The sequence below is a fragment of the Paraburkholderia azotifigens genome (assembly GCF_007995085.1).
In the GTDB taxonomy this organism is placed as follows: Bacteria; Pseudomonadota; Gammaproteobacteria; order Burkholderiales; family Burkholderiaceae; genus Paraburkholderia; species Paraburkholderia azotifigens.
Map to the genome: position 1 here is coordinate 629,037 of NZ_VOQS01000003.1, position 18,491 is coordinate 647,527.

Here is an 18,491-nt window from a genome sequence, read left to right on the forward strand (position 1 = left end):
GGATGACGCTTAATGCCTGTCCGATGTGCGTGTCCGATGTCCGCATTCATCGAGGCGTCATGCTTCTGCCATTTTTTTCGCTGATCTTGATCGAAGCCGCGCCTCATTCGAGGTGCGTTGAAGTCTCGCCCTGGTTTCGGGCCGCGTGACTCGTCGCGACGATGCACGCGCATCGCCTGCGTTGCACGCCCATGCAGCCTCGCAAGAGACCGCGGCGCCGACCCTTTGATGGAGCAGATGCGACCATGAGTCAGTCTCAACCGATCCCCGTTCTGTCCAGCACGCTGACCACGCCCGCGCCCTTCGCGTCGATGCCGGGCACTCTGTTCGCGCAAGGCTATGCGTATGCCGTCGACGCGTGGCAGCGCAGCGTGCTGTTCGCCGACGTGATGCGCGAACGCGGCAACCAGTATCAGGCTCACTTGCAGGAACGCGTGCCCAACGTGCTCGACTTCGGCACCGAACTCATCGTCGATGGACGCACGCTGCCGCGTCCCGTCAATTACGGGCTCGTGCGCATCGTCGCGCCCGACGACCTGAAGCCCGACCACGACCTCGCGGAAGGACACGATCCCGGCCGTCGGCGCCCGTTCGTGGTCGTCGATCCGCGCGCGGGGCACGGTCCCGGCATCGGCGGATTCAAGCGCGACAGCGAAATCGGCGCGGCATTGCGCGCGGGGCATCCCTGCTATTTCGTCGGCTTTCTTCCCGACCCGGTGCCGGGACAAACGGTCGAAGACGTGATGCACGCGGAAGCCACGTTCCTCGAAAAAGTCATCGAATTGCATCCCGACAGTCCCGGCAAACCCGCCGTGATCGGCAACTGTCAGGCGGGCTGGCAAGTGCTGATGACGGCCTCGATGCGCCCCGAGCTGTTCGGGCCGATCGTCGTCGCGGGCGCGCCCGTGTCGTACTGGGCGGGCTGGCGCGGCAAGAACCCGATGCGCTATTCGGGCGGCATGCTCGGCGGTTCGTGGCTGACGGCGCTCACGGGCGATCTCGGCGACGGCCGCTTCGACGGCGCATGGCTCGTCGAGAACTTCGAGAACCTCAATCCCGCGAACACGCTCTGGACGAAGCAATACAACCTGTACGCGAGCATCGACACGGAAGGGCCGCGCTATCTCGGCTTCGAGAAGTATTGGGGCGGCCATGTGTTCCTGAATGCGGCGGAGATGCAATACATCGTCGACAACCTGTTTGTCGGCAACCGCTTCGTGAGCGGCGAGATCGTGACATCCGAAGGCGTGCGGCTCGACTTGCGCAACATCCGTTCGCCCATCGTCGTGTTCTGCTCTTATGGCGACAACATCACGCCGCCGCCGCAGGCGCTCGGCTGGATCACCGACCTCTATCGCGACGACGCCGACCTGCTCGGCCACGACCAGACCATCGTCTACGCGACGCACGACAACATCGGCCATCTCGGCATCTTCGTATCGAGCAGCACGGGCAAGAAAGAGCATCGAGAGTTCGTCAGCAACATCGATCTGATCGACCTGCTGCCGTCCGGTCTCTACGAAGCGCATATGGGCGCGAAGACGGAAGACACGCCGCACGTCGATCTCGTGCAAGGCCAGTACGTGCTATCGATTTCGCCGCGCACGATTGCCGACGTGCGCGAGATCGTGCAACCCGATCCCGACAGCGACCGGCGTTTCGCGACAGCCGCGTACGTGTCGCGCTTCAACCTCGGTCTGTATCGCAGCTTCCTGCAACCATGGGTGCGCGCCTGCACGACGCCGTGGACTTCCGATGTGTCGAGCAAGCTGCATCCGCTACGCGTGACCTACGAGCTGTGGTCCGATCGCAATCCGTTTGCCTCGTCGGTCGCGCAGGCGGCCGCCAGCGTGAAAGAAGCGCGTCAGCCCGTCGACGACGACAATCCGTTCATGCAGATGCAGACGGTCATGTCGAACGCGGTCATCGCATCGCTCGATTTCTATCGCGACATGCGCGACGCCGCCGTCGAACAGGTCTTCGAAACCGTCTATGGCGCGCCGTGGCTGCAGGCATTCGCGGGCTTGCCGCCGCACAGCGACAGCGCAGCGAATGCGGCGTTGACGGAACCCGGCGACACGGAAGAACGCGAGGCGTCGATCGTCGCGGAACACACACGTCTGCGCAACGACATGACGGAAGGCGGGCTCGTCGAAGCGAGCGTGCGCGCGCTGCTGTATGTGAGGCGCACGCGCGGCGAAGCCGACGAACGGCGCTTCAATCTCGCGCGCGAAATGCTGAGCAAGCTGTCGGAGGACGGCATCCTGGCGTTCAAGCACGTGGTGCGCGAACAGGCGGCGCTGCTGCGCCTCGACAGCGAAGCGGCCATCGACGCCTTGCCCGGCCTGCTCACCGGCGCGCCGCCCGACAAGCTCCGCACCGTCGCGCGCGACATCGACAAGCTCAGCACGATGCTGCCGCTCGACGACGGCGAACGCGCCGATCTCGCGCGCGTGCTGACCATCTTCGAATCGGCATCGAAGAAGAAAACATCGCGGCGTGCGGAGCCTGCACGCCAGCAAGTGGAATGACACGTATCGCCGTGCGCGAGCGGACGGCCACAGTCCGCCGCGCCTGACGGGCACTGGATCGGTTCACCTACGAGGGCACGCACCATGGAACACAAGCGCGAAAAATACGAGCGTCTCGTCGCCTTTGCCGCCACGCTTCCGCCCACGCCGACGGCCGTCGCGCATCCGTGCGATTACGATTCGCTGTCGGCCGTCGTCGAAGCGGCGCGCATGAAGCTGATCGCGCCGATACTCGTCGGCCCGCGCGCGAAGATCGAAGCCGCCGCGAAGGAAGGCAATCTCGATCTCGGCGACCTGCCCATCGTCGACGCGCCGCACAGTCACGCGGCCGCCGCCCGCGCCGTGCAACTGGTGCATGAAGGCCGCGCGCAGGCGCTGATGAAAGGCTCGCTGCACACCGACGAACTGATGGCCGAAGTCGTCGCGCGCACGACGGGCCTGCGCACCGAGCGGCGCGTGAGCCATTGCTTCATCATGGACGTGCCGGGCCGCGACGACGCTCTGATCATTACGGATGCCGCCGTCAACATCTCGCCGACACTCGACGAAAAGCGCGACATCGTGCAGAACGCGATCGACCTCGCGCATGCGCTGCGTTTCCCCGTTGCGCGCGTCGCGATCCTGTCGGCGATGGAAACGGTCAACTCCAAGGTGCCGTCGACGCTCGACGCGGCCGCGCTGTGCAAGATGGCCGACCGCGGCCAGATCAAGGGCGGCATACTCGACGGTCCGCTCGCGCTCGACAACGCGATCAACGAAGAAGCCGCGAAGATCAAGGGCATCGACTCGCCCGTCGCGGGCCATGCGAATGTCCTCGTTGTACCCGATCTCGAAGCGGGCAACATGCTCGCCAAGAGCCTCACGTTTCTCGCGGGCGCGGATGCCGCTGGCATCGTGCTCGGCGCGAAGGTGCCCATCATCCTCACGAGCCGTGCGGACTCCGTGCTCACGCGCCTCGCTTCGTGCGCAGTTGCTTCGATGGTCGCGCTCGCGCGGCGCGAACAGCCCGCTTCCGCCATCCTCTGAACACCTCTAGAGGGATTGCATGGACGTCATTCTCGTCATCAACGCGGGTTCGTCGAGCATCAAGTTTCATGCGTTTCGCGCAGAGAACGCGCAACTCGAACCGATCGCGGGCGGCAAGCTCGAAGAGATCTACACGAATCCGCGCTTCACGGCGAAGCGGCAAAACGGCGAAACGATCGAAGACAGGCGCTGGCCCGAAGGCGAGCAGCTCGGACACGACAACGCGATCGCGTTTCTGCTCGACTGGCTGCGCAGCCACGGCGAAGGCCGCGCCACGTTGCTTGCCGTCGGCCACCGCGTCGTGCATGGCGGCGATCAATACTCGGCGCCGGTGCGCGTCGATGCAAAAGTGATGCCGGCACTCGAAGCGCTCGTGCCGCTCGCGCCGCTGCATCAGCCGCACAATCTCGCGGCCATCCGCTCGATCATGGCGCGCAACGCGAAGGTGCCGCAGATCGCGTGCTTCGATACCGCGTTTCATCACACGCAGCCCGCCGTCGCAACCCGCTTTGCGCTGCCGCCCGAGATCACGGATCGCGGCGTGCGTCGTTATGGATTTCATGGGCTGTCGTACGAGTACATCGCGAGCGTGCTGCCGCAAGTCGACGAACGCGCGGCCAAAGGCAAGACTGTCGTGCTGCATCTCGGCAACGGCGCCAGCATGACGGCACTCGACAACGGCAAGAGCGTGGCGAGCACGATGGGCTTCACGGCCGTCGAAGGCCTCGTGATGGGCACGCGCTCGGGCAGTCTCGATCCCGGCGTCGTGCTGTGGATGCTGGAAGAAGCGAACATGGATGCGCGCGCGATCGAATCGCTGCTGTACAAGCGCTCGGGACTGCTCGGCGTGTCCGGCATTTCCAGCGACATGCGCACGCTGCTCGCCAGCGACAACCCGAAGGCCGCCGAAGCCGTCGAATTGTTCTGCTACCGCATCTCGCGCGAACTCGGCTCGCTCGCGGCTGCGCTCGGCGGACTCGATGCCGTCGTGTTCACGGCGGGCATCGGCGAACGCGCGGACCCGGTGCGCAAGCGCGTCGGCGAACTGGCCGCATGGCTCGGCGTATCGATCGACGAAGCGGCGAACCAGCGTCACGGCCCACGCATCAACGATGCGAAAAGCGCCGTCGACGTCTGGGTGATTCCCACCAACGAAGAACTGATGATCGCCCGGCACGCGCTCAGCCGGCTGGAGGATTGAGCATGGACAAGCCCGCGGGACAAGTGCTGGCCGGCAGCAAGGTGCTGATCGTCGGCATCGCCAACGAGCATTCCATCGCATACGGCTGCGCGCGCGCGTTCCGCGAACTCGGCGCCGACCTCGCCATCACGTATCTGAACGACAAGGCGAAAGCCTATGTCGAGCCGCTCGCGCAGGAACTCGGTGCAGCGCTGCTATTGCCGCTCGACGTATCGAAGCCCGGCGAACTCGAAGCCGTATTCGACGAAGTGCGCTCGACATGGGGACGGCTCGACGTCGCCGTGCATTCGATCGCCTTCGCGCCGAAGGCCGATCTGCAAGGCGGCCTGCTGAACAGTTCAGCCGAAGGCTTTTCGGTCGCGATGGACATTTCATGTCATTCGTTCATCCGCATGGCGCGCCTTGCCGCGCCGCTGATGGACGACGGCGGGTCGCTGTTCGCCATGAGCTATCTGGGCGCATCGCGCGTGGTGCCGAACTACGATCTGATGGGGCCCGTGAAGGCGGCGCTCGAAGCATCGTGCCGCTATCTCGCGCACGAACTCGGGCCGAAGCGCATCCGCGTGCATCCCATTTCGCCAGGGCCGCTGAAGACGCGTGCCGCGTCGGGACTGAAGGACTTCGACCTGCTGCTCAACGAAGCGGCCGAACGCGCGCCCATCGGCGAACTCGTCGACATCATGGACGTCGGCTACACCTGCGCGTTCCTTGCGACGCCCTACGCGCGCCGCATGACGGGCAATACGGTATTCGTCGACGGCGGCGTGAGCATCATCGGCTGACGCGGAACAGGTGCATGAAACTATTGATCAGCGGCCTGCCGCCCAAAGCTTCACTCGACGAAATCAAGGCGCTCGTCTACCGCTATTCGCACGCGGATTGCCGCGACATCGAACTGGTCGGCGAGGCCGACGAACATCCCGCCGCGCTCATCGCCATCAAGGGCGCCAACTGGACCGCGCTGAACTACATCCGGCGCCGCCTGCACGGCATGTACTGGCATCGCCGCCGGCTGTCGGTGCAGGTGCTGTCGTTCTGGGACGTCAGCGAGGCGGCCGAGGCGCGCCGCCAGACGCGCACGGCCGTGCCGCCGCCCATATGATCCCGCGCGTGTAAACCAGTTTCTCCTGCGCCGCGTTGTACTTCTGCACGTCCCTGCCACCCGCGCTGAAGTGAAAACCGTTATGTCATAACATGATGGATCTTCCGCGCGGCTGCCGGCAGCGGCATTCGTCCAACCACGCCGAGTTACCGGTTCGAAAGAAACACGTAGTCGAAATGAACGATGCGTCGCATAAGATGAGTTCTATCTCCTCGCCGTCAAAAGCGCCTGCCGTGACCACACCGTCTACCGTTCCCGAGCCGGAACGCGCGCAGGACGCCTGCGCGCGCAAGGGTTCCGCCAGGCATGGCGGAACCCCTTGGGCGATGTTCGCGCTGTCGGTGATCGGTCTGCTGGTCGGCGCGTTCGCGGTAATCGGGCCGGAGCATGTGTCCATGGCCGTCGCCAAGACCCTGCTGACGGTCGGCTGCGTACTGCTCGCGGCGCTGGCAGGCGTCGTCGCCTCCGATCTGTCGCGCAACCGCTGACGATGGCCCGCATGCACCAGCGCGGGGCATCAGCAGTTGCATAAATGTGGTGCAACGCACCACATTTGCTGCTATACTTGCAGATTCACTTTTCCGCACGCGTCGGTCGCACTGCGATCTAACTGGTCCGCGCCAATCGATTCGTGCAACACCCCGCCCTTCCTCACGATCCGACAGGTCACGCCGCCTGCCGCGCGTGCGCGCGCGGGGAAGCGAAACAGCCTGCCGAGGAGAACGTATTGGCAAAGCTTGACCGGGACAACTCCCAGTTCGAAACCACCGCATCGAAAGCGCCCAAGCGCGCAGCAAAGGCCAAGGCGCAACCCGCCGCCGCGCCTCACGACGCGGCCTTGATGGAATCGCTCGTTGAAGAGCGTCAACGTCAGATGCGCGCGCTAATCGCGCTCGGCCGCGAGCGCGGCTATTTGACGCACGCCGACATCAACGACCACCTTCCCGACAATTTCACCGAAACGGCCGCGATGGAAACCATCGTCAGCACGTTCGGCGAAATGGGCGTCTCCGTGTACGAAACGGCGCCCGACGCGGAAACACTGCTGCTGAACGACGGCCCGTCGGCTGCCGCATCGGACGATCAGGCCGATGAAGAAGCCGAAGTCGCGCTGTCCACTGTCGACTCCGAATTCGGCCGCACCACCGACCCCGTCCGCATGTACATGCGTGAAATGGGCGCGAGCGAGCTGCTGACGCGCGCCGGCGAAATCGAAATCGCCAAGCGCATCGAAGGCGGCCTGCAGGACATGGTGCAAGCCATCGCGATGTCCCCGTCCATCATCTCGACGATCCTCGCTGACGTCGACCGCGTGGTCGCGGGCGAAATCCGCATCGACGAGCTGGTCGACGGCATCAGCGACGCGAGCGAAGCCGCCGAAATGGACGACGACGCAGCCGATGCCGCCGCTGAAGAAGAACTGGAAGCGAGCGCCTCGGACGACGAATCGGACGACGAAGACGGCGACCTCTCCGACGACGGCGGCGAAAAGGCCAACGCCGCGCGCCTCGAACAGCTGACGGCGGACAGCCTCGCGATCTTCGAGCGCGTGCGCGCCCTGTTCGCGAGCGTGCCCGACATGCCCGTCACGGACAAGCGCCGCGCCACGGCCATCGCGAATCTGCGCGAATCGATCCAGCAGGAGCTCACGCCGATCCGCTTCACGGCGAAGACCATCGACCGCCTGTGCGCGGAAGTGCAGGCGCAGGTCGCGCAAGTGCGCGCGATCGAACGCAGCATCCTGTCGATCGCCGTGGACCGCTGCGACATGCCGCGCGAAGCGTTCGTCGAGTCGTTCCCGGGCAACGAGACGGATCTCGACTGGACGATGCGCGTTGCCGCGAAGTCGAAGACGTATGGCCCGGCGCTCGAGCGTCACCTGCCCGCCATCCAGTCGGAACAGCAGAAGCTCGTCGACATCGAAGCGTCGATCGCGCTGCCGCTGCAACAGCTGAAGCAGATCAACAAGCAGCTCGGCTCGGCCGAATCGAAGATGCGCCAGGCCAAGCGCGAGATGATCGAAGCGAACCTGCGTCTCGTGATCTCGATCGCGAAGAAGTACGTGAATCGCGGCATGCACTTCCTCGATCTGATCCAGGAAGGCAACATCGGCCTGATGAAGGCGGTGGACAAGTTCGAATACCGTCGCGGCTGGAAGTTCTCGACGTACGCAACGTGGTGGGTCCGTCAGGCCATCACGCGCGCGATCGCCGACCAGGCGCGCACCATTCGTGTGCCCGTTCACATGATCGAGTCGATCAACAAGCTGAACCGCATCCAGCGCGAAATCGTGCAGCAGACGGGCCAGGAGCCGCATCCCTCCGTGCTCGCCGAACGCATGGACATGCCCGAAGCGAAGATTCGCAGCATCCTGAAGATCGCGAAGAATCCGGCGTCGCTGGATTCGCCCGTCGGTGAAGATGCCGACACGACGCTCGGCGATATGATCGAAGACACGTCGGCCACGTCGCCCGCCGAAGCCGCCGTTCACGCGAACATGCGCCGTGCGATCGACGAAGCGCTCGACGCGCTTACGCCGCGCGAAGCGAAGGTGCTGCGCATGCGCTACGGCATCGACACGGCTTCGGAACTGACGCTCGAAGAAGTGGGCCGCCAGTTCGACGTGACGCGCGAGCGTATCCGCCAGATCGAAGGCAAGGCGATCCGCAAGCTCAATCACCCGAGCCGCGCGGACAAGCTGCGTCCGTTCCTCGAACGCAGCTGATGCTTTGAGCCGCGGCTGTCAAGGCGCGCGGCCTCCTGCCTCAAAACAAAAGCGCGGCAGCCTCACGGCTGCCGCGCTTTTTCATATCTGCGGCTCGCCGATGCGAGCCGCGTTCAGCGCTCAGTGATGCTCGCTGTATTCCTTGCGCGCCATCGGCGTCGCGCGGACCTTCGCATACTGGAACGCCGGAATCGCCTTCACGGCGTCCTTGGTCGCGCCAGCCCACACCAGCTTGCCATCCGTATAGTCGATCTGCGAGAACGGCACGGCAACGTCATGCTGCGACACGCCGAGGAACTGATGCGCGGCGACGATAGCGAACGAAGCAGCGTTGTCCGGCGAAATGATGATGTCGTGAAGCACGCCGACTTTCTGGCCCTGCTCGTTGTAGATCGGCTTGCCAAGCAGGCTCTTCTTCGCGCTCCAGCCGTTGATGATGATCGATTCCTGTTCGACGCTCACGCCGATGGTCTGCGCACCTGCCACCTGTGCGCTTGCCTGGCTGGACATCACGCCAAACGTCGATGCCGCGATCAGAACCGCTGCCCACTTTGCTTTCATAGCTTATTCTCCGATGTGAAATGTTGCGAGTAACTGCCGCTGCTGTGAGAAGCGTCATACCTTACCGCATCAGAAAGAAATCGTCGCAGAAGGGTACAGGGCCGTTGCGTAAGCGCACGGCGCCGAGCGATAAGCGGCTAGCCGTTACTTCGCAAGCCGCAATCCTTTTGCGAGCACTGTGTTGTCCTTTTTGTTCACGAGCCAGACGGCCTGAACATTCGCGTGCAGCGTCGAAGTACGGCGCGTGATGTCGGTGGGCTCTTCGTCGGTGGGATCGCTGTGCTCGCGCTCCTCCGTCAGATACGGCGCTTCGAGCGTGCAGACGAGCACGATCGCGAAGCTGTCGCCGGCCTGCTCGAAGGCTGCTTGCGGCAGTTTCAGGCGGCCGCGCGCCGTGGTCTTCTGCTTGCCTTGCGTCGCCAGTTCGATCGAGTCGATGTTCTGGATGAAGCCCTTTGCCTTCGCATCCGGCGCGATCACGAGACCACGTCCGCTCGGCCCGACGATGTTCTGATAGAGCTGGATCGCATCGGGATCGTCATCGCTCGCGAGCGGCACGTTCACGCTCAGCATATGCGTGGCCGACCGGTACAGAATGCCGTGCGGCGCGGGAATCATGAACAGAAACGTGCGTTGCGCGTTGTCCGCCGTCGCCGCATGGCCGCGCACGATGCGGTCGTACGGTTCGCGCGCGAGCTTGCGGATGCGGTCGGTCAGCGAATGCGTCCCGGCCGAAGGCATCTGGCTCGCGAGCATGTCGCGCACCTTGACGGGATCGTCGGCAGTGAAGCGGTCGGGCGTTGCCGTCGCGCTCGCCTCTTGCGCGCCTTGCGTGTCGTTCGATGTCTTCGATTCACCCGCCTTCGGCGCGGCAGGCGAAGCCGCATACGCAACCGGGCCACCGCTCAACGCCAGTGCTGTACACAACACGGCCAGCGGCGTGGCCAGCACACGATTCAGAACTTGCACAACATCCTCTCCGTTGATGATGGCGCTATCGGTGCGCCTTGCTGCGTCGAACGCAATCCATTTCAGCACGCATTCTAAGCGTATTCGTTGACGCGCATCGGGCATGCATGCACGCGCGAAAAAAAACGCCAGGCACATCGGCACCTGGCGTCGGTCGACAATCAACTGCACAGGCGCGCAAGGCGCCTTTCTTCTTGTTGGTTATTCTTCCTGGTTACTTCACCGCAAGCGCATTGCTCACCAGCTGACTCCAGTACGCAGGCAGGTTCTTGTACGGATTTGGCAAGCCCGTCGACGTGACGAACACACTGCCCGCCCCATGCCTGGCCGCATACGACACGATGCCGGGCATTTGCGCTTCCGTCGCGCCATACACCATGTGCACAAAGCGATTCGCCGGATAGCCCGCTTGCCATTTGGCGGGCGCGTAGCTCGCATAGCGTTTGGCCGAGTCTTCGAAGACGACGAACTGATCGGCCGTCGGCAGGCTTGCGTAGAGTTCGGGAATGTTCGTGCCGGGATTGCCCATCACCGAATAGGCCGGCGACATCCCCTTGATGTAGTTGTAGACCGACTGATAGAACTGGATATGCGCGGTTACGCTATCGGACGTCATCTCGTCGATAAAGAATCCGTCGATCTTGTAGAGCGCGACATATCGGTTGATATCCGTCACGACAGCCGAGAGCGAACGCTTCGAATACGACGTGGACACATAGCCGATCACACGGCCGCCCGCCGCATGCACGTTCGCAATGGCGGCGATATAGGTGGAGTCGGCATTCGTGCCCGGGCCACTGTCGGGATTGAGAATGACCGTGGTCGGCACCTTGGCCGCCGCCGTCGCGAGGTCGTTCCAGAAGCCGGCGCCCTTGCCGACAGGATCGAAATAAGCGGGGACGGTCAGCGGCATCACGGTGGCCGCCAATGCGTTCGCGTGAACAGCCATGGCGAGCGGCGCCACGGCGAGCAACGCTACGCGACGCAGCCATTGAATGGCGCGAAAACCCGAAACGGGTGTGCGAGCGTCGAACATCCGATGCCTCCTGACGACGGCGTCTCGCCATCGATCGTTTGGCCCGCTGCAGATGCAACGGGCAACTGGCTGACTCCTGTGTGGAGTCCCTTTAGCTTTGCGTCGCCGGATCGCTCCGGTTTTGCCCTTCCGTGTATAACGACGCGCGGTCGCCCGCCTTTAGGCCTGGTTCCGGAAATTTAAATGGGGAAAGAATCAGGAAATCAGCGAATGATTTTTCGATCCTGATTAAATGATCAGTTGCGAACGGCGTTAAAGCCATTCGCAAACGTTTTCTTTTACCTGATTCGCGGCAGACGGTGCCGCAAAAAAATCAACCGATCAGTCCGCGCGATGCGAGATTCGCGTAAAGCGCGCGCACGCCGAACGTCCACGGCGTGATCTCCGTGCACAGTTGCACCGTGTTGCGCAATGCACCGAGTTGCGGCGTCGAAATTGTGACGACGTCGCCCAGGTGATGCGTGAAGCCGCCGCCCTTCGTATCGCGGTCCTTGATCGGCGAGAACATCGTGCCGAGGAACAGCATGAAGCCGTCGGGATACTGGTGATGCCTGCCGCACGTCTGCGCGACGAGATCGGCGGGATCGCGGCTGATCTCCGACATATGGCTCACGCCTTCGAGCAGAAAACCGTCGTCAACACCTTCAACCCGCAGCGACACACTCGCACGCCGCACCGAATGCAGAGTGAAATCGCCGTCGAACAGACGCACGAACGGCCCGATCGAGCACGAGCCGTTGTTGTCCTTGCATTTGCCGAGCAGCAAGGCCGAACGCCCTTCGATATCACGCAGGTTCACATCGTTGCCGAGCGCCGCGCCCGCGATCACGCCCTTGCTGTTGACGGCTAGCACGATTTCCGGCTCGGGATTGTTCCATGTCGATGCCGCGAGCAGGCCAACATCGGCGCCGAATCCTACGGACGACATCGCTTGCGACTTCGAAAACACTTCCGCGTCGGGGCCGATGCCGACTTCCATGTATTGCGACCACGCGCCACGCCGCTCCAGTTCCGCTTTCAGACGCGCCGCCGCTTCCGAGCCCGGTTTGACTTTCGACAGATCCGTGCCGATCACCGAGGCGATCGTCTGCCGAACTTCTTCCGCCTTCGCGGGATCGCCGCCCGCCTGCTCTTCGATCACGCGCTCGATCAGACTCACCGCGAATGTGACGCCGCATGCCTTGATCGGTTGAACGTCGCACGGCGCGAGCAGGCGCAGCTTCGCCGACTCATCGTTCGACAGACTCGCCGCGATCAGTTCTGCCGCGCTGCACAGACGCTCGCCTGGGGCGTTGCGCGCGATATCGGGCGCATCGTCGCGTTCGAGCAGATCGGCCGTGGTCGGCGCGCTCGACGTAATGTCGAACACGTCGCCATTGCGCACGGCCACGACGCTCGGTCCTTCATATGCGTCCGTCTTGCGCCACACGCGGCCAATCAGCAACGCGCGGTCGAGGTCGTGGGGAAGATAGTTCGCTACGTTCGATGAAGTCGATGCATTCATGAATGCGTGTCTCCGATGTTCGTTCAGATGCGGCTGCGTTCAATGCGAATGCCGCGGATTGCCGCGTTCGGCGATCACTTTCAGATAGAGCGTCGCGGGTTCGAGACAGCCGCCCGTCGAAAGCTGGCCGACCGTCTGCCGATACAGCTCCTGCCACGGCGTTTGCGCAGGCGGAATCTCGAACCGCATGCTGGCGCGCCGACGTTCGAGTTCGTCTTCGTCGACGAGCAGCTCCACGCTGCGCGCATTCAGATCGACGCGAATGCGGTCGTCCGTGCGCAGCAGCGCAAGGCCGCCGCCGACGGCCGCTTCCGGCGACATATTCAGAATAGACGGACTCGCCGACGTGCCGCTCTGCCTTCCGTCGCCCATGCAGGGCAGCGACGTGATGCCCTTGCGCACGAGTTCGGCAGGCGGCGCCATGTTCACCACTTCCGCGCTGCCGGGATAACCGACCGTGCCCACGCCGCGAATCACGAGCATGCAGTGTTCGTCGATCTTCAGCGACGGATCGTTGATGCGCGCATGGTAATCCTCGGGACCGTCGAACACGATCGTGCGCGTTTCGAAGGTGTTCTCCTTGCCGGGCTCGCTCAGATAGGTCTGCCGGAACGCGTCGCCGACCACCGACATCTTCATGATCGCGCTATCGAAGAAGTTGCCCGACAGCACGATAAAGCCCGCGCCATGCTTGAGCGGTTCATCCGCCGTGCGGATCACATCGCGATCGCCGGTCGCCGAGCGCGCGGCGATATCGCCGATCATTTCGCCCGATACCGTCATGCACGACGCGTGAATGAGTCCCGCCTGCCGCAGTTCATGCATCACGGCAGGCACGCCGCCCGCGCGATGAAAACTCTCGCCAAGGTATTCGCCCGCCGGCATGCAGTTGACGAGCAACGGCACCTGTTCGCCGACACGCTGCCAGTCGGCGAGACTCAACTCCACGCCGATATGCCGCGCAATCGCGATCAGATGCGGCGGACAGTTGCTCGACGCGCCCAGCGCCGACGCAACGACGATCGCATTTTCGAACGCCTCTTTCGTCATGATGCGCGACGGCTTGAGATCTTCGCGGACCATATCGACGATGCGCTTGCCCGTCGCATACGCCATCTGTCCGCGCTCGCGGTACGCAGCGGGAATGCTCGCGCAGCCGGGCAGCGACATGCCCAGCGCTTCGGCGAGGCTGTTCATCGACAACGCCGTGCCCATCGTGTTGCAGTGGCCGATGGAAGGCGACGAAGCCGTCGTCAGTTCCATGAAGCCTTCGTAGTCGATCTCGCCCGCCGCCAGCAGATTGCGCGCATGCCAGATCACCGTGCCGGAGCCGACGCGCTTGCCCTGATACCAGCCGTCGAGCATCGGTCCGCCCGAGAGCACGATTGCAGGCATGTCGACGGTCGCGGCCGCCATCAGACAAGCAGGCGTCGTCTTGTCGCAGCCGGTGGTCAGCACTACGCCGTCGAGCGGAAAACCATGCAGGATTTCGACGAGACCGAGATACGCGAGATTGCGGTCGAGCGCGGCCGTCGGACGGCGGCTCTGCTCGGCGAGAGGATGCACGGGAAATTCCATCGGGATGCCGCCCGCGTCGCGGATGCCCGCCTTCGTGCGTTCCGCGAGTTCGATGTGATGCCGGTTGCAGGGCGCGAGATCGCTGCCCGTCTGCGCGATGCCGATGACGGGCCGGCCCGATTGCAGCTCTTCGCGCGTGAGGCCGTAGTTCATGAAGCGCTCGACATATAGCGCCGTCATGTCCGCGTGCGAGGGATCGTCGAACCATTCCTGGCTGCGCAGGCGACGCGCCGGCGCTTGCGTCCTGTCCGTCATCTCGTGTCTCCGTGTCGATTTATGTCTTGCTTCATGCGCTGCTTCGTATCGTCAGGCCGCTCATCAACGTGCGCGCAAAACACGCGTCATGCAGCGGACGTTATCGGTAACATCCGAGCATGGTAGCACGCATGCGGCGCCTCATGAAACGCACGCGGAACGTCAGGCGCTTTCGCGCGCGATGACCGTGTAGTCGATTTTCACGCTCCTGCGCGACGGCGTTGCATGGCGTGATGCGCCGTCGTTTTCCGCCAGCGCGGCCAGCAGCGTTTCGCCCGTACGCTTGCCGATGCCATAGGCATCGACGGAAATCGTCGTGATGGCGGGCGTGCAGCACGCGGCGACTTCGAAGTTGCCGAAACCCGCGACGGCAATGTCGCCCGGCACGGAGAGACCGCGCCGATGGCACTGCATGATCGCGCCGAACGCGGACATGTCGCTCACGCACAGAACGGCGTCCGTGTCGGGCCATTGCTGCAGCAACGCATCGAGCGCGGGCGCGCCGTGGCTCATCGTGATGGGCGAGTCGCCCAGACGCACGACGCGTTCGCTCATGCCCCGCGCTTTCACCTCCTGCGAATAGCCCTTGAGCCGCTCGAGACCGCGCCGGTCGAGTTCGCTCGCGCCGCCGATAAAACCGATGCGCCGATAGCCGCGTTCGGCCAGATAACGCACCATCTCGCGTGCCGCTTTCGCGTTAGAAAACCCGACAGCCGCATCGATAGGCGATGCGGGCAGATCCCACATCTCGACGACGGGCACGCCCGCGCGCACCAGCAGCTCGCGCGTCGCGGGCGTGTGCTGCGCGCCCGTCAACGCGATGCAGCGCGGCTGATGGCGCAGCATCGAACGCACGAGCCGCTCTTCGCGCTCGAGGTCGTAGTCGGTATCGCCGATCAGCAATTGCAGGCCGTGCGGCTCCAGCGCGGCCGTGAGTCCGCGCACGGTGTCGGAGAAATTGGAACTGGCAAGCGACGGCACCAGCACGGCGGCGAACGCCGAGCGCCCCGAGGACAGCGCGCCCGCCGCCGCGTCCGCGACATAGCCGAGTTCGTCGATCGCATGCTGCACGCGCTCGCGCGTGGCGGGCGCGACGCCGCGCCCCGCCAGCACGCGCGACACCGTCATCTTCGACACACCCGCGAGCGCCGCGACGTCGGACATGCGCGGCGGTCCCGCGAGCGGGCTGCGTGCTTCGGAGGCGCGCTTTGCGGTGCGTGGAGTGCTCGACATGCTGATGGGCCAGCTCGCGTTCGTGGACAGGCGCCTATGATACCGGCAGTGCCACTGCCCTCGGCCCAACTGCCATCAATCCGTCACGCGCAACGCGCTGCGCTTCTCGATCAGCCCCGGCACCGACACGCGCATCGCGAACACGCCGCCCGACTGCGGATATCGCTCGATTTCTTCGGCGGGCCGACCTTGACGCGCCGTCGTCACATAGAGCGTGCGCAGATCGTCGCCGCCGAACGCGCACATCGTCGGACAGCGCGCGGGCAGCGGATGCGTTTCCACCACTTCGCCTTCGGGCGAGATCCGCACGATGCGCCCGCCTTCATACAGCGCGGCCCAGTAGTACCCTTCGCTGTCCACCGACGCGCCATCGGGACGCCCGCGATCCGTCGCTGTCGGCTCGAACTTCACCCACTCTTCGCGCGGCCCGACCTCGCCGCTGTCGACGTCATACGGATGGCGATAGATGGTAAAGCGCGGCGTATCCGAGTGATAGCACCAGCCGTAGTCGGGACTGAACGCCATGCCGTTCGAGGTGAGCAGGCCGGCGTCGACCTTCGTCAGCGTGCCGTTTCCGTAGCAATAGAGCGATGCCGCGTTGCCTGCCTTCGGCTCGTCGAGCGTGCCGAGCCAGAAGCGGCCATGCGCGTCGCAACGCCCATCGTTGAAGCGGCTCGTCGCGGGGTTCTCCGGGTTGGCGCACAGCTTGCGCACGACCTGCCCTTTCGAATCGAGCAGAAAGATGCCCGTGCGCATACCGGCGATAAACCCGTCGTCCTCGGTCAGCGAGAAGCATCCGATGTTCTCGGGCATCGGAATCACCGTGTCCCGCCCCGTCTTCGGGTCGAAGCCGTGCAGCGCGGGCGCCTGGATATCGACCCACCACAGCTTCGCGCGGCGCTCGTCCCAGCGCGGGCACTCGCCGAGGGCCGCGGCGGCCGGCAACACACACTCCAATGTCTGCATGATGACTGTCCTTTCTGCTGGCTGCGGGAAGCGCGCGGGCGCGCCCTGAAAACAGTAGCAGACATTCGCGTGCGTTTGGAGTTCGCGTCCCGCGCGCCCGTTACGCCCGTTATGCCCGTTATGCCCGTTATGCCCGTTATGTCCGTTATGTCCGTTATGTCCGTTACGCCCGTTATGCCCGTTACGCCCGTTACGCCGGCGCGATCACGCGCACAGCTGCGCCAGCACCTGCTCCAGCTTCTGCGCGACGACCGCGCGCGATTTCCCGTCGCCGCCTTCGGGCGTCGGCGGCGCGATCGTCAATGTGCCGTCCTGCACCGCTTTCCACAGCATGCCAAGCAGATCCTTGCGCGTGCGGGCGCCGTCGATATAGTGCAGAAGGAACTGTGCCGCCTCATCGAGTTGCACGGGTTGATGCCACGGATTGACCGTATGCGCGAGCTGGCCTTCGGGCAGCAACGCAGGATAGTTGCGCATGGCGGCGGGCACGGCCGGATTGCCTGCGCTGCGCGTCACCGGCTGCAGCCGGAAGCGGCCGAATCCGCGCACGACCAGCGCGTTGACGAACCGGTCGAGGCAGACGTCGAAGGCGGCTGCGTCGCGCGTTGAAGCAGTGTTCAGACGCGTGAGCACGTCGCGTTTCAATGCATCGAAACTCATCGTGAAAGGCCATGCTTCGCCAAGCGCGACAGCGGCGGCCTTGGCGACGGCGTCGTCGAGTACGATCGGGTTGCCATTGTCCGCATTGAACTGCTGCGGCGAATCGTCGGGACGAACCTCGCCATTCGCGCACGTCAACGAGGCCGCGACATGCAACCCGCGCAGGCGCTCGTGTCCGACGTGATACGCGATGCCTCGTGCGCGTTCGCCGTGCACGAGCAGCGACGTACGGAACGAGCGGTCGCTGACGAAATCCAGATACTGCTCGATCGCCACCTGGCTGTGTCCGCACTCCTCCATCAGCAGGCGGCCGATTTCGTCGCCGTAGTTGAACGCGAACATCGAAGGCAGAATGGCGTCGCCGAGATACGCGAGCCCCTGTTCGCCGGCGCGACCGGCGAAGTCCTGCAGGTAACACGGCGCGTTGGCAGGCGCCAGATAGTCGTGCGCGACATACGCGGACATGCCCGTGTCGCCGTTGCTGATCAGCGGGTGATCGCGCTCGACCGCGCGCGCGAGCACGCTGTCCTTGCTCGCATGCTGGCGCAGAAAGTCGATCATGCCGCGCCCATACGCGAGACGCTCGCGGCCGCCCGTCAGGCCGCGTGCACGCAACAGCATCGCGTCGCGGACGATCTCGCGCGACTTCCACCCCGGATACGTCTTGTACCCGATATACGCAATGCCATCCGCCGACAGGTTCTCGCGGCAGACACGCAGGATCGCCTGCTGGACGTCGGCCGGCACCCAGCTATAGACGCCATGACAGATGATGTAATCGAACTTGCCGTCGACCTCGCCGAGCGTCAGCAGATCCTGTTGCCGCAACTCGACGTTCTTCAGCTTCAAACGCTTCACGCGCTTGCGCCCTTCCTGCACCTGCACGCCGGAGAGATCGACGCCGACCGCGCGCGCATCGGGATTGCGGACAGCGAAGGGAATCAGATTGCCGCCCGCCGCGCAGCCCAGTTCGAGCACGCGCGCGCCGCGCGGATCCGGCGCGGACAGGCCGAACACGTGCGCGACGGCCGCAAGGTGTTCCGGCGCGGAGTGCTCGTACGGGAACGAGTAGTAAGGGTAGTCGTCGTAGTTCTGCTGGATCTCGTTCGTTTGCGTGTTGACGTCCATCGTGCGATACCGTGTT

At 64.2% G+C, this 18,491-nt stretch carries 15 protein-coding genes and 1 riboswitch; of the genes, 7 read left to right on the forward strand and 8 right to left on the reverse strand.

The annotated features are described in order from the left end of the window. Window positions 1-245 precede the first annotated feature (245 nt). The 7 genes from FRZ40_RS20070 (at window position 246) to rpoD (ending at window position 8,585) form a co-directional block, all read left to right on the forward strand. The gene (locus FRZ40_RS20070) at window positions 246-2,531 is read left to right on the forward strand and encodes a DUF3141 domain-containing protein (protein WP_147235350.1); all 2,286 of its coding nucleotides are present in this window, start codon (window positions 246-248) and stop codon (window positions 2,529-2,531) included. A gap of 84 nt (window positions 2,532-2,615) precedes the next feature. Next, a complete protein-coding gene (locus FRZ40_RS20075; RefSeq protein ID WP_028365994.1) occupies window positions 2,616-3,557 on the forward strand; it encodes a phosphate acetyltransferase in 942 nt (313 codons plus the stop codon). 19 nt (window positions 3,558-3,576) lie between these two features. After that, window positions 3,577-4,758 (forward strand): acetate/propionate family kinase, encoded by a 1,182-nt coding sequence (locus FRZ40_RS20080; protein ID WP_147235351.1) that lies wholly within the window; start codon window positions 3,577-3,579, stop codon window positions 4,756-4,758. Window positions 4,759-4,760: 2 nt separating this feature from the next. Next, the gene (gene fabI, locus FRZ40_RS20085) at window positions 4,761-5,540 is read left to right on the forward strand and encodes an enoyl-ACP reductase FabI (protein WP_028365996.1); all 780 of its coding nucleotides are present in this window, start codon (window positions 4,761-4,763) and stop codon (window positions 5,538-5,540) included. A 14-nt stretch (window positions 5,541-5,554) separates the two neighbouring features. Further along, window positions 5,555-5,860 carry a hypothetical protein gene (locus FRZ40_RS20090; protein ID WP_028365997.1) on the forward strand — a complete coding sequence of 102 codons (306 nt, stop codon included), beginning with the start codon at window positions 5,555-5,557 and terminating at the stop codon, window positions 5,858-5,860. A gap of 233 nt (window positions 5,861-6,093) precedes the next feature. Further along, window positions 6,094-6,348, forward strand: coding sequence for a hypothetical protein (locus tag FRZ40_RS20095; protein ID WP_231516059.1), 255 nt, complete (start codon window positions 6,094-6,096; stop codon window positions 6,346-6,348). A gap of 239 nt (window positions 6,349-6,587) precedes the next feature. Then, window positions 6,588-8,585 (forward strand): RNA polymerase sigma factor RpoD, encoded by a 1,998-nt coding sequence (gene rpoD / locus FRZ40_RS20100; RefSeq protein WP_028365999.1) that lies wholly within the window; start codon window positions 6,588-6,590, stop codon window positions 8,583-8,585. A gap of 120 nt (window positions 8,586-8,705) precedes the next feature. Here rpoD and FRZ40_RS20105 read toward each other — a convergent pair whose 3' ends face one another. From FRZ40_RS20105 to FRZ40_RS20140, 8 genes are all read right to left on the reverse strand, one after another. Beyond that, a complete protein-coding gene (locus tag FRZ40_RS20105) occupies window positions 8,706-9,146 on the reverse strand; it encodes a PRC-barrel domain-containing protein (RefSeq protein ID WP_028366000.1) in 441 nt (146 codons plus the stop codon). Window positions 9,147-9,290: 144 nt separating this feature from the next. After that, on the reverse strand, window positions 9,291-10,115 hold the full coding sequence (locus FRZ40_RS20110) for a hypothetical protein (RefSeq protein WP_240057237.1): 825 nt from the start codon (window positions 10,113-10,115) through the stop codon (window positions 9,291-9,293). A gap of 214 nt (window positions 10,116-10,329) precedes the next feature. Then, window positions 10,330-11,151, reverse strand: a complete 822-nt coding sequence (locus FRZ40_RS20115; protein ID WP_147235353.1) for a spherulation-specific family 4 protein — start codon at window positions 11,149-11,151, stop codon at window positions 10,330-10,332. Between the two features lie 57 nt (window positions 11,152-11,208). Beyond that, a riboswitch (cyclic di-GMP riboswitch) is annotated at window positions 11,209-11,287 on the reverse strand. 177 nt (window positions 11,288-11,464) lie between these two features. Then, complete coding sequence (locus FRZ40_RS20120) at window positions 11,465-12,655, reverse strand: fumarylacetoacetate hydrolase family protein (protein WP_147235354.1); 1,191 nt, start codon at window positions 12,653-12,655, stop codon at window positions 11,465-11,467. Window positions 12,656-12,694: 39 nt separating this feature from the next. Beyond that, on the reverse strand, window positions 12,695-14,488 hold the full coding sequence (locus FRZ40_RS20125) for an IlvD/Edd family dehydratase (RefSeq protein WP_147235355.1): 1,794 nt from the start codon (window positions 14,486-14,488) through the stop codon (window positions 12,695-12,697). 162 nt (window positions 14,489-14,650) lie between these two features. Continuing rightward, a complete protein-coding gene (locus FRZ40_RS20130; RefSeq protein WP_147236744.1) occupies window positions 14,651-15,652 on the reverse strand; it encodes a LacI family DNA-binding transcriptional regulator in 1,002 nt (333 codons plus the stop codon). 144 nt (window positions 15,653-15,796) lie between these two features. Further along, the gene (locus tag FRZ40_RS20135) at window positions 15,797-16,687 is read right to left on the reverse strand and encodes an SMP-30/gluconolactonase/LRE family protein (RefSeq protein ID WP_028366006.1); all 891 of its coding nucleotides are present in this window, start codon (window positions 16,685-16,687) and stop codon (window positions 15,797-15,799) included. A gap of 204 nt (window positions 16,688-16,891) precedes the next feature. After that, the gene (locus tag FRZ40_RS20140) at window positions 16,892-18,475 is read right to left on the reverse strand and encodes a class I SAM-dependent methyltransferase (protein ID WP_147235356.1); all 1,584 of its coding nucleotides are present in this window, start codon (window positions 18,473-18,475) and stop codon (window positions 16,892-16,894) included. Window positions 18,476-18,491: the final 16 nt, after the last annotated feature.

Bases quoted from the DNA above. Each gene is read 5' to 3' on its own strand.
- FRZ40_RS20070 (WP_147235350.1), top strand. From the start codon at position 246: ATGAGTCAGTCTCAACCGATCCCCGTTCTGTCCAGCACGCTGACCACG.
- FRZ40_RS20075 (WP_028365994.1), top strand. From the start codon at position 2,616: ATGGAACACAAGCGCGAAAAATACGAGCGTCTCGTCGCCTTTGCCGCC.
- FRZ40_RS20080 (WP_147235351.1), top strand. From the start codon at position 3,577: ATGGACGTCATTCTCGTCATCAACGCGGGTTCGTCGAGCATCAAGTTT.
- fabI (WP_028365996.1), top strand. From the start codon at position 4,761: ATGGACAAGCCCGCGGGACAAGTGCTGGCCGGCAGCAAGGTGCTGATC.
- FRZ40_RS20090 (WP_028365997.1), top strand. From the start codon at position 5,555: ATGAAACTATTGATCAGCGGCCTGCCGCCCAAAGCTTCACTCGACGAA.
- FRZ40_RS20105 (WP_028366000.1), bottom strand. From the start codon at position 9,146: ATGAAAGCAAAGTGGGCAGCGGTTCTGATCGCGGCATCGACGTTTGGC.
- FRZ40_RS20115 (WP_147235353.1), bottom strand. From the start codon at position 11,151: ATGTTCGACGCTCGCACACCCGTTTCGGGTTTTCGCGCCATTCAATGG.
- FRZ40_RS20120 (WP_147235354.1), bottom strand. From the start codon at position 12,655: ATGAATGCATCGACTTCATCGAACGTAGCGAACTATCTTCCCCACGAC.
- FRZ40_RS20125 (WP_147235355.1), bottom strand. From the start codon at position 14,488: ATGACGGACAGGACGCAAGCGCCGGCGCGTCGCCTGCGCAGCCAGGAA.
- FRZ40_RS20130 (WP_147236744.1), bottom strand. From the start codon at position 15,652: ATGTCCGACGTCGCGGCGCTCGCGGGTGTGTCGAAGATGACGGTGTCG.
- FRZ40_RS20135 (WP_028366006.1), bottom strand. From the start codon at position 16,687: ATGCAGACATTGGAGTGTGTGTTGCCGGCCGCCGCGGCCCTCGGCGAG.
- FRZ40_RS20140 (WP_147235356.1), bottom strand. From the start codon at position 18,475: ATGGACGTCAACACGCAAACGAACGAGATCCAGCAGAACTACGACGAC.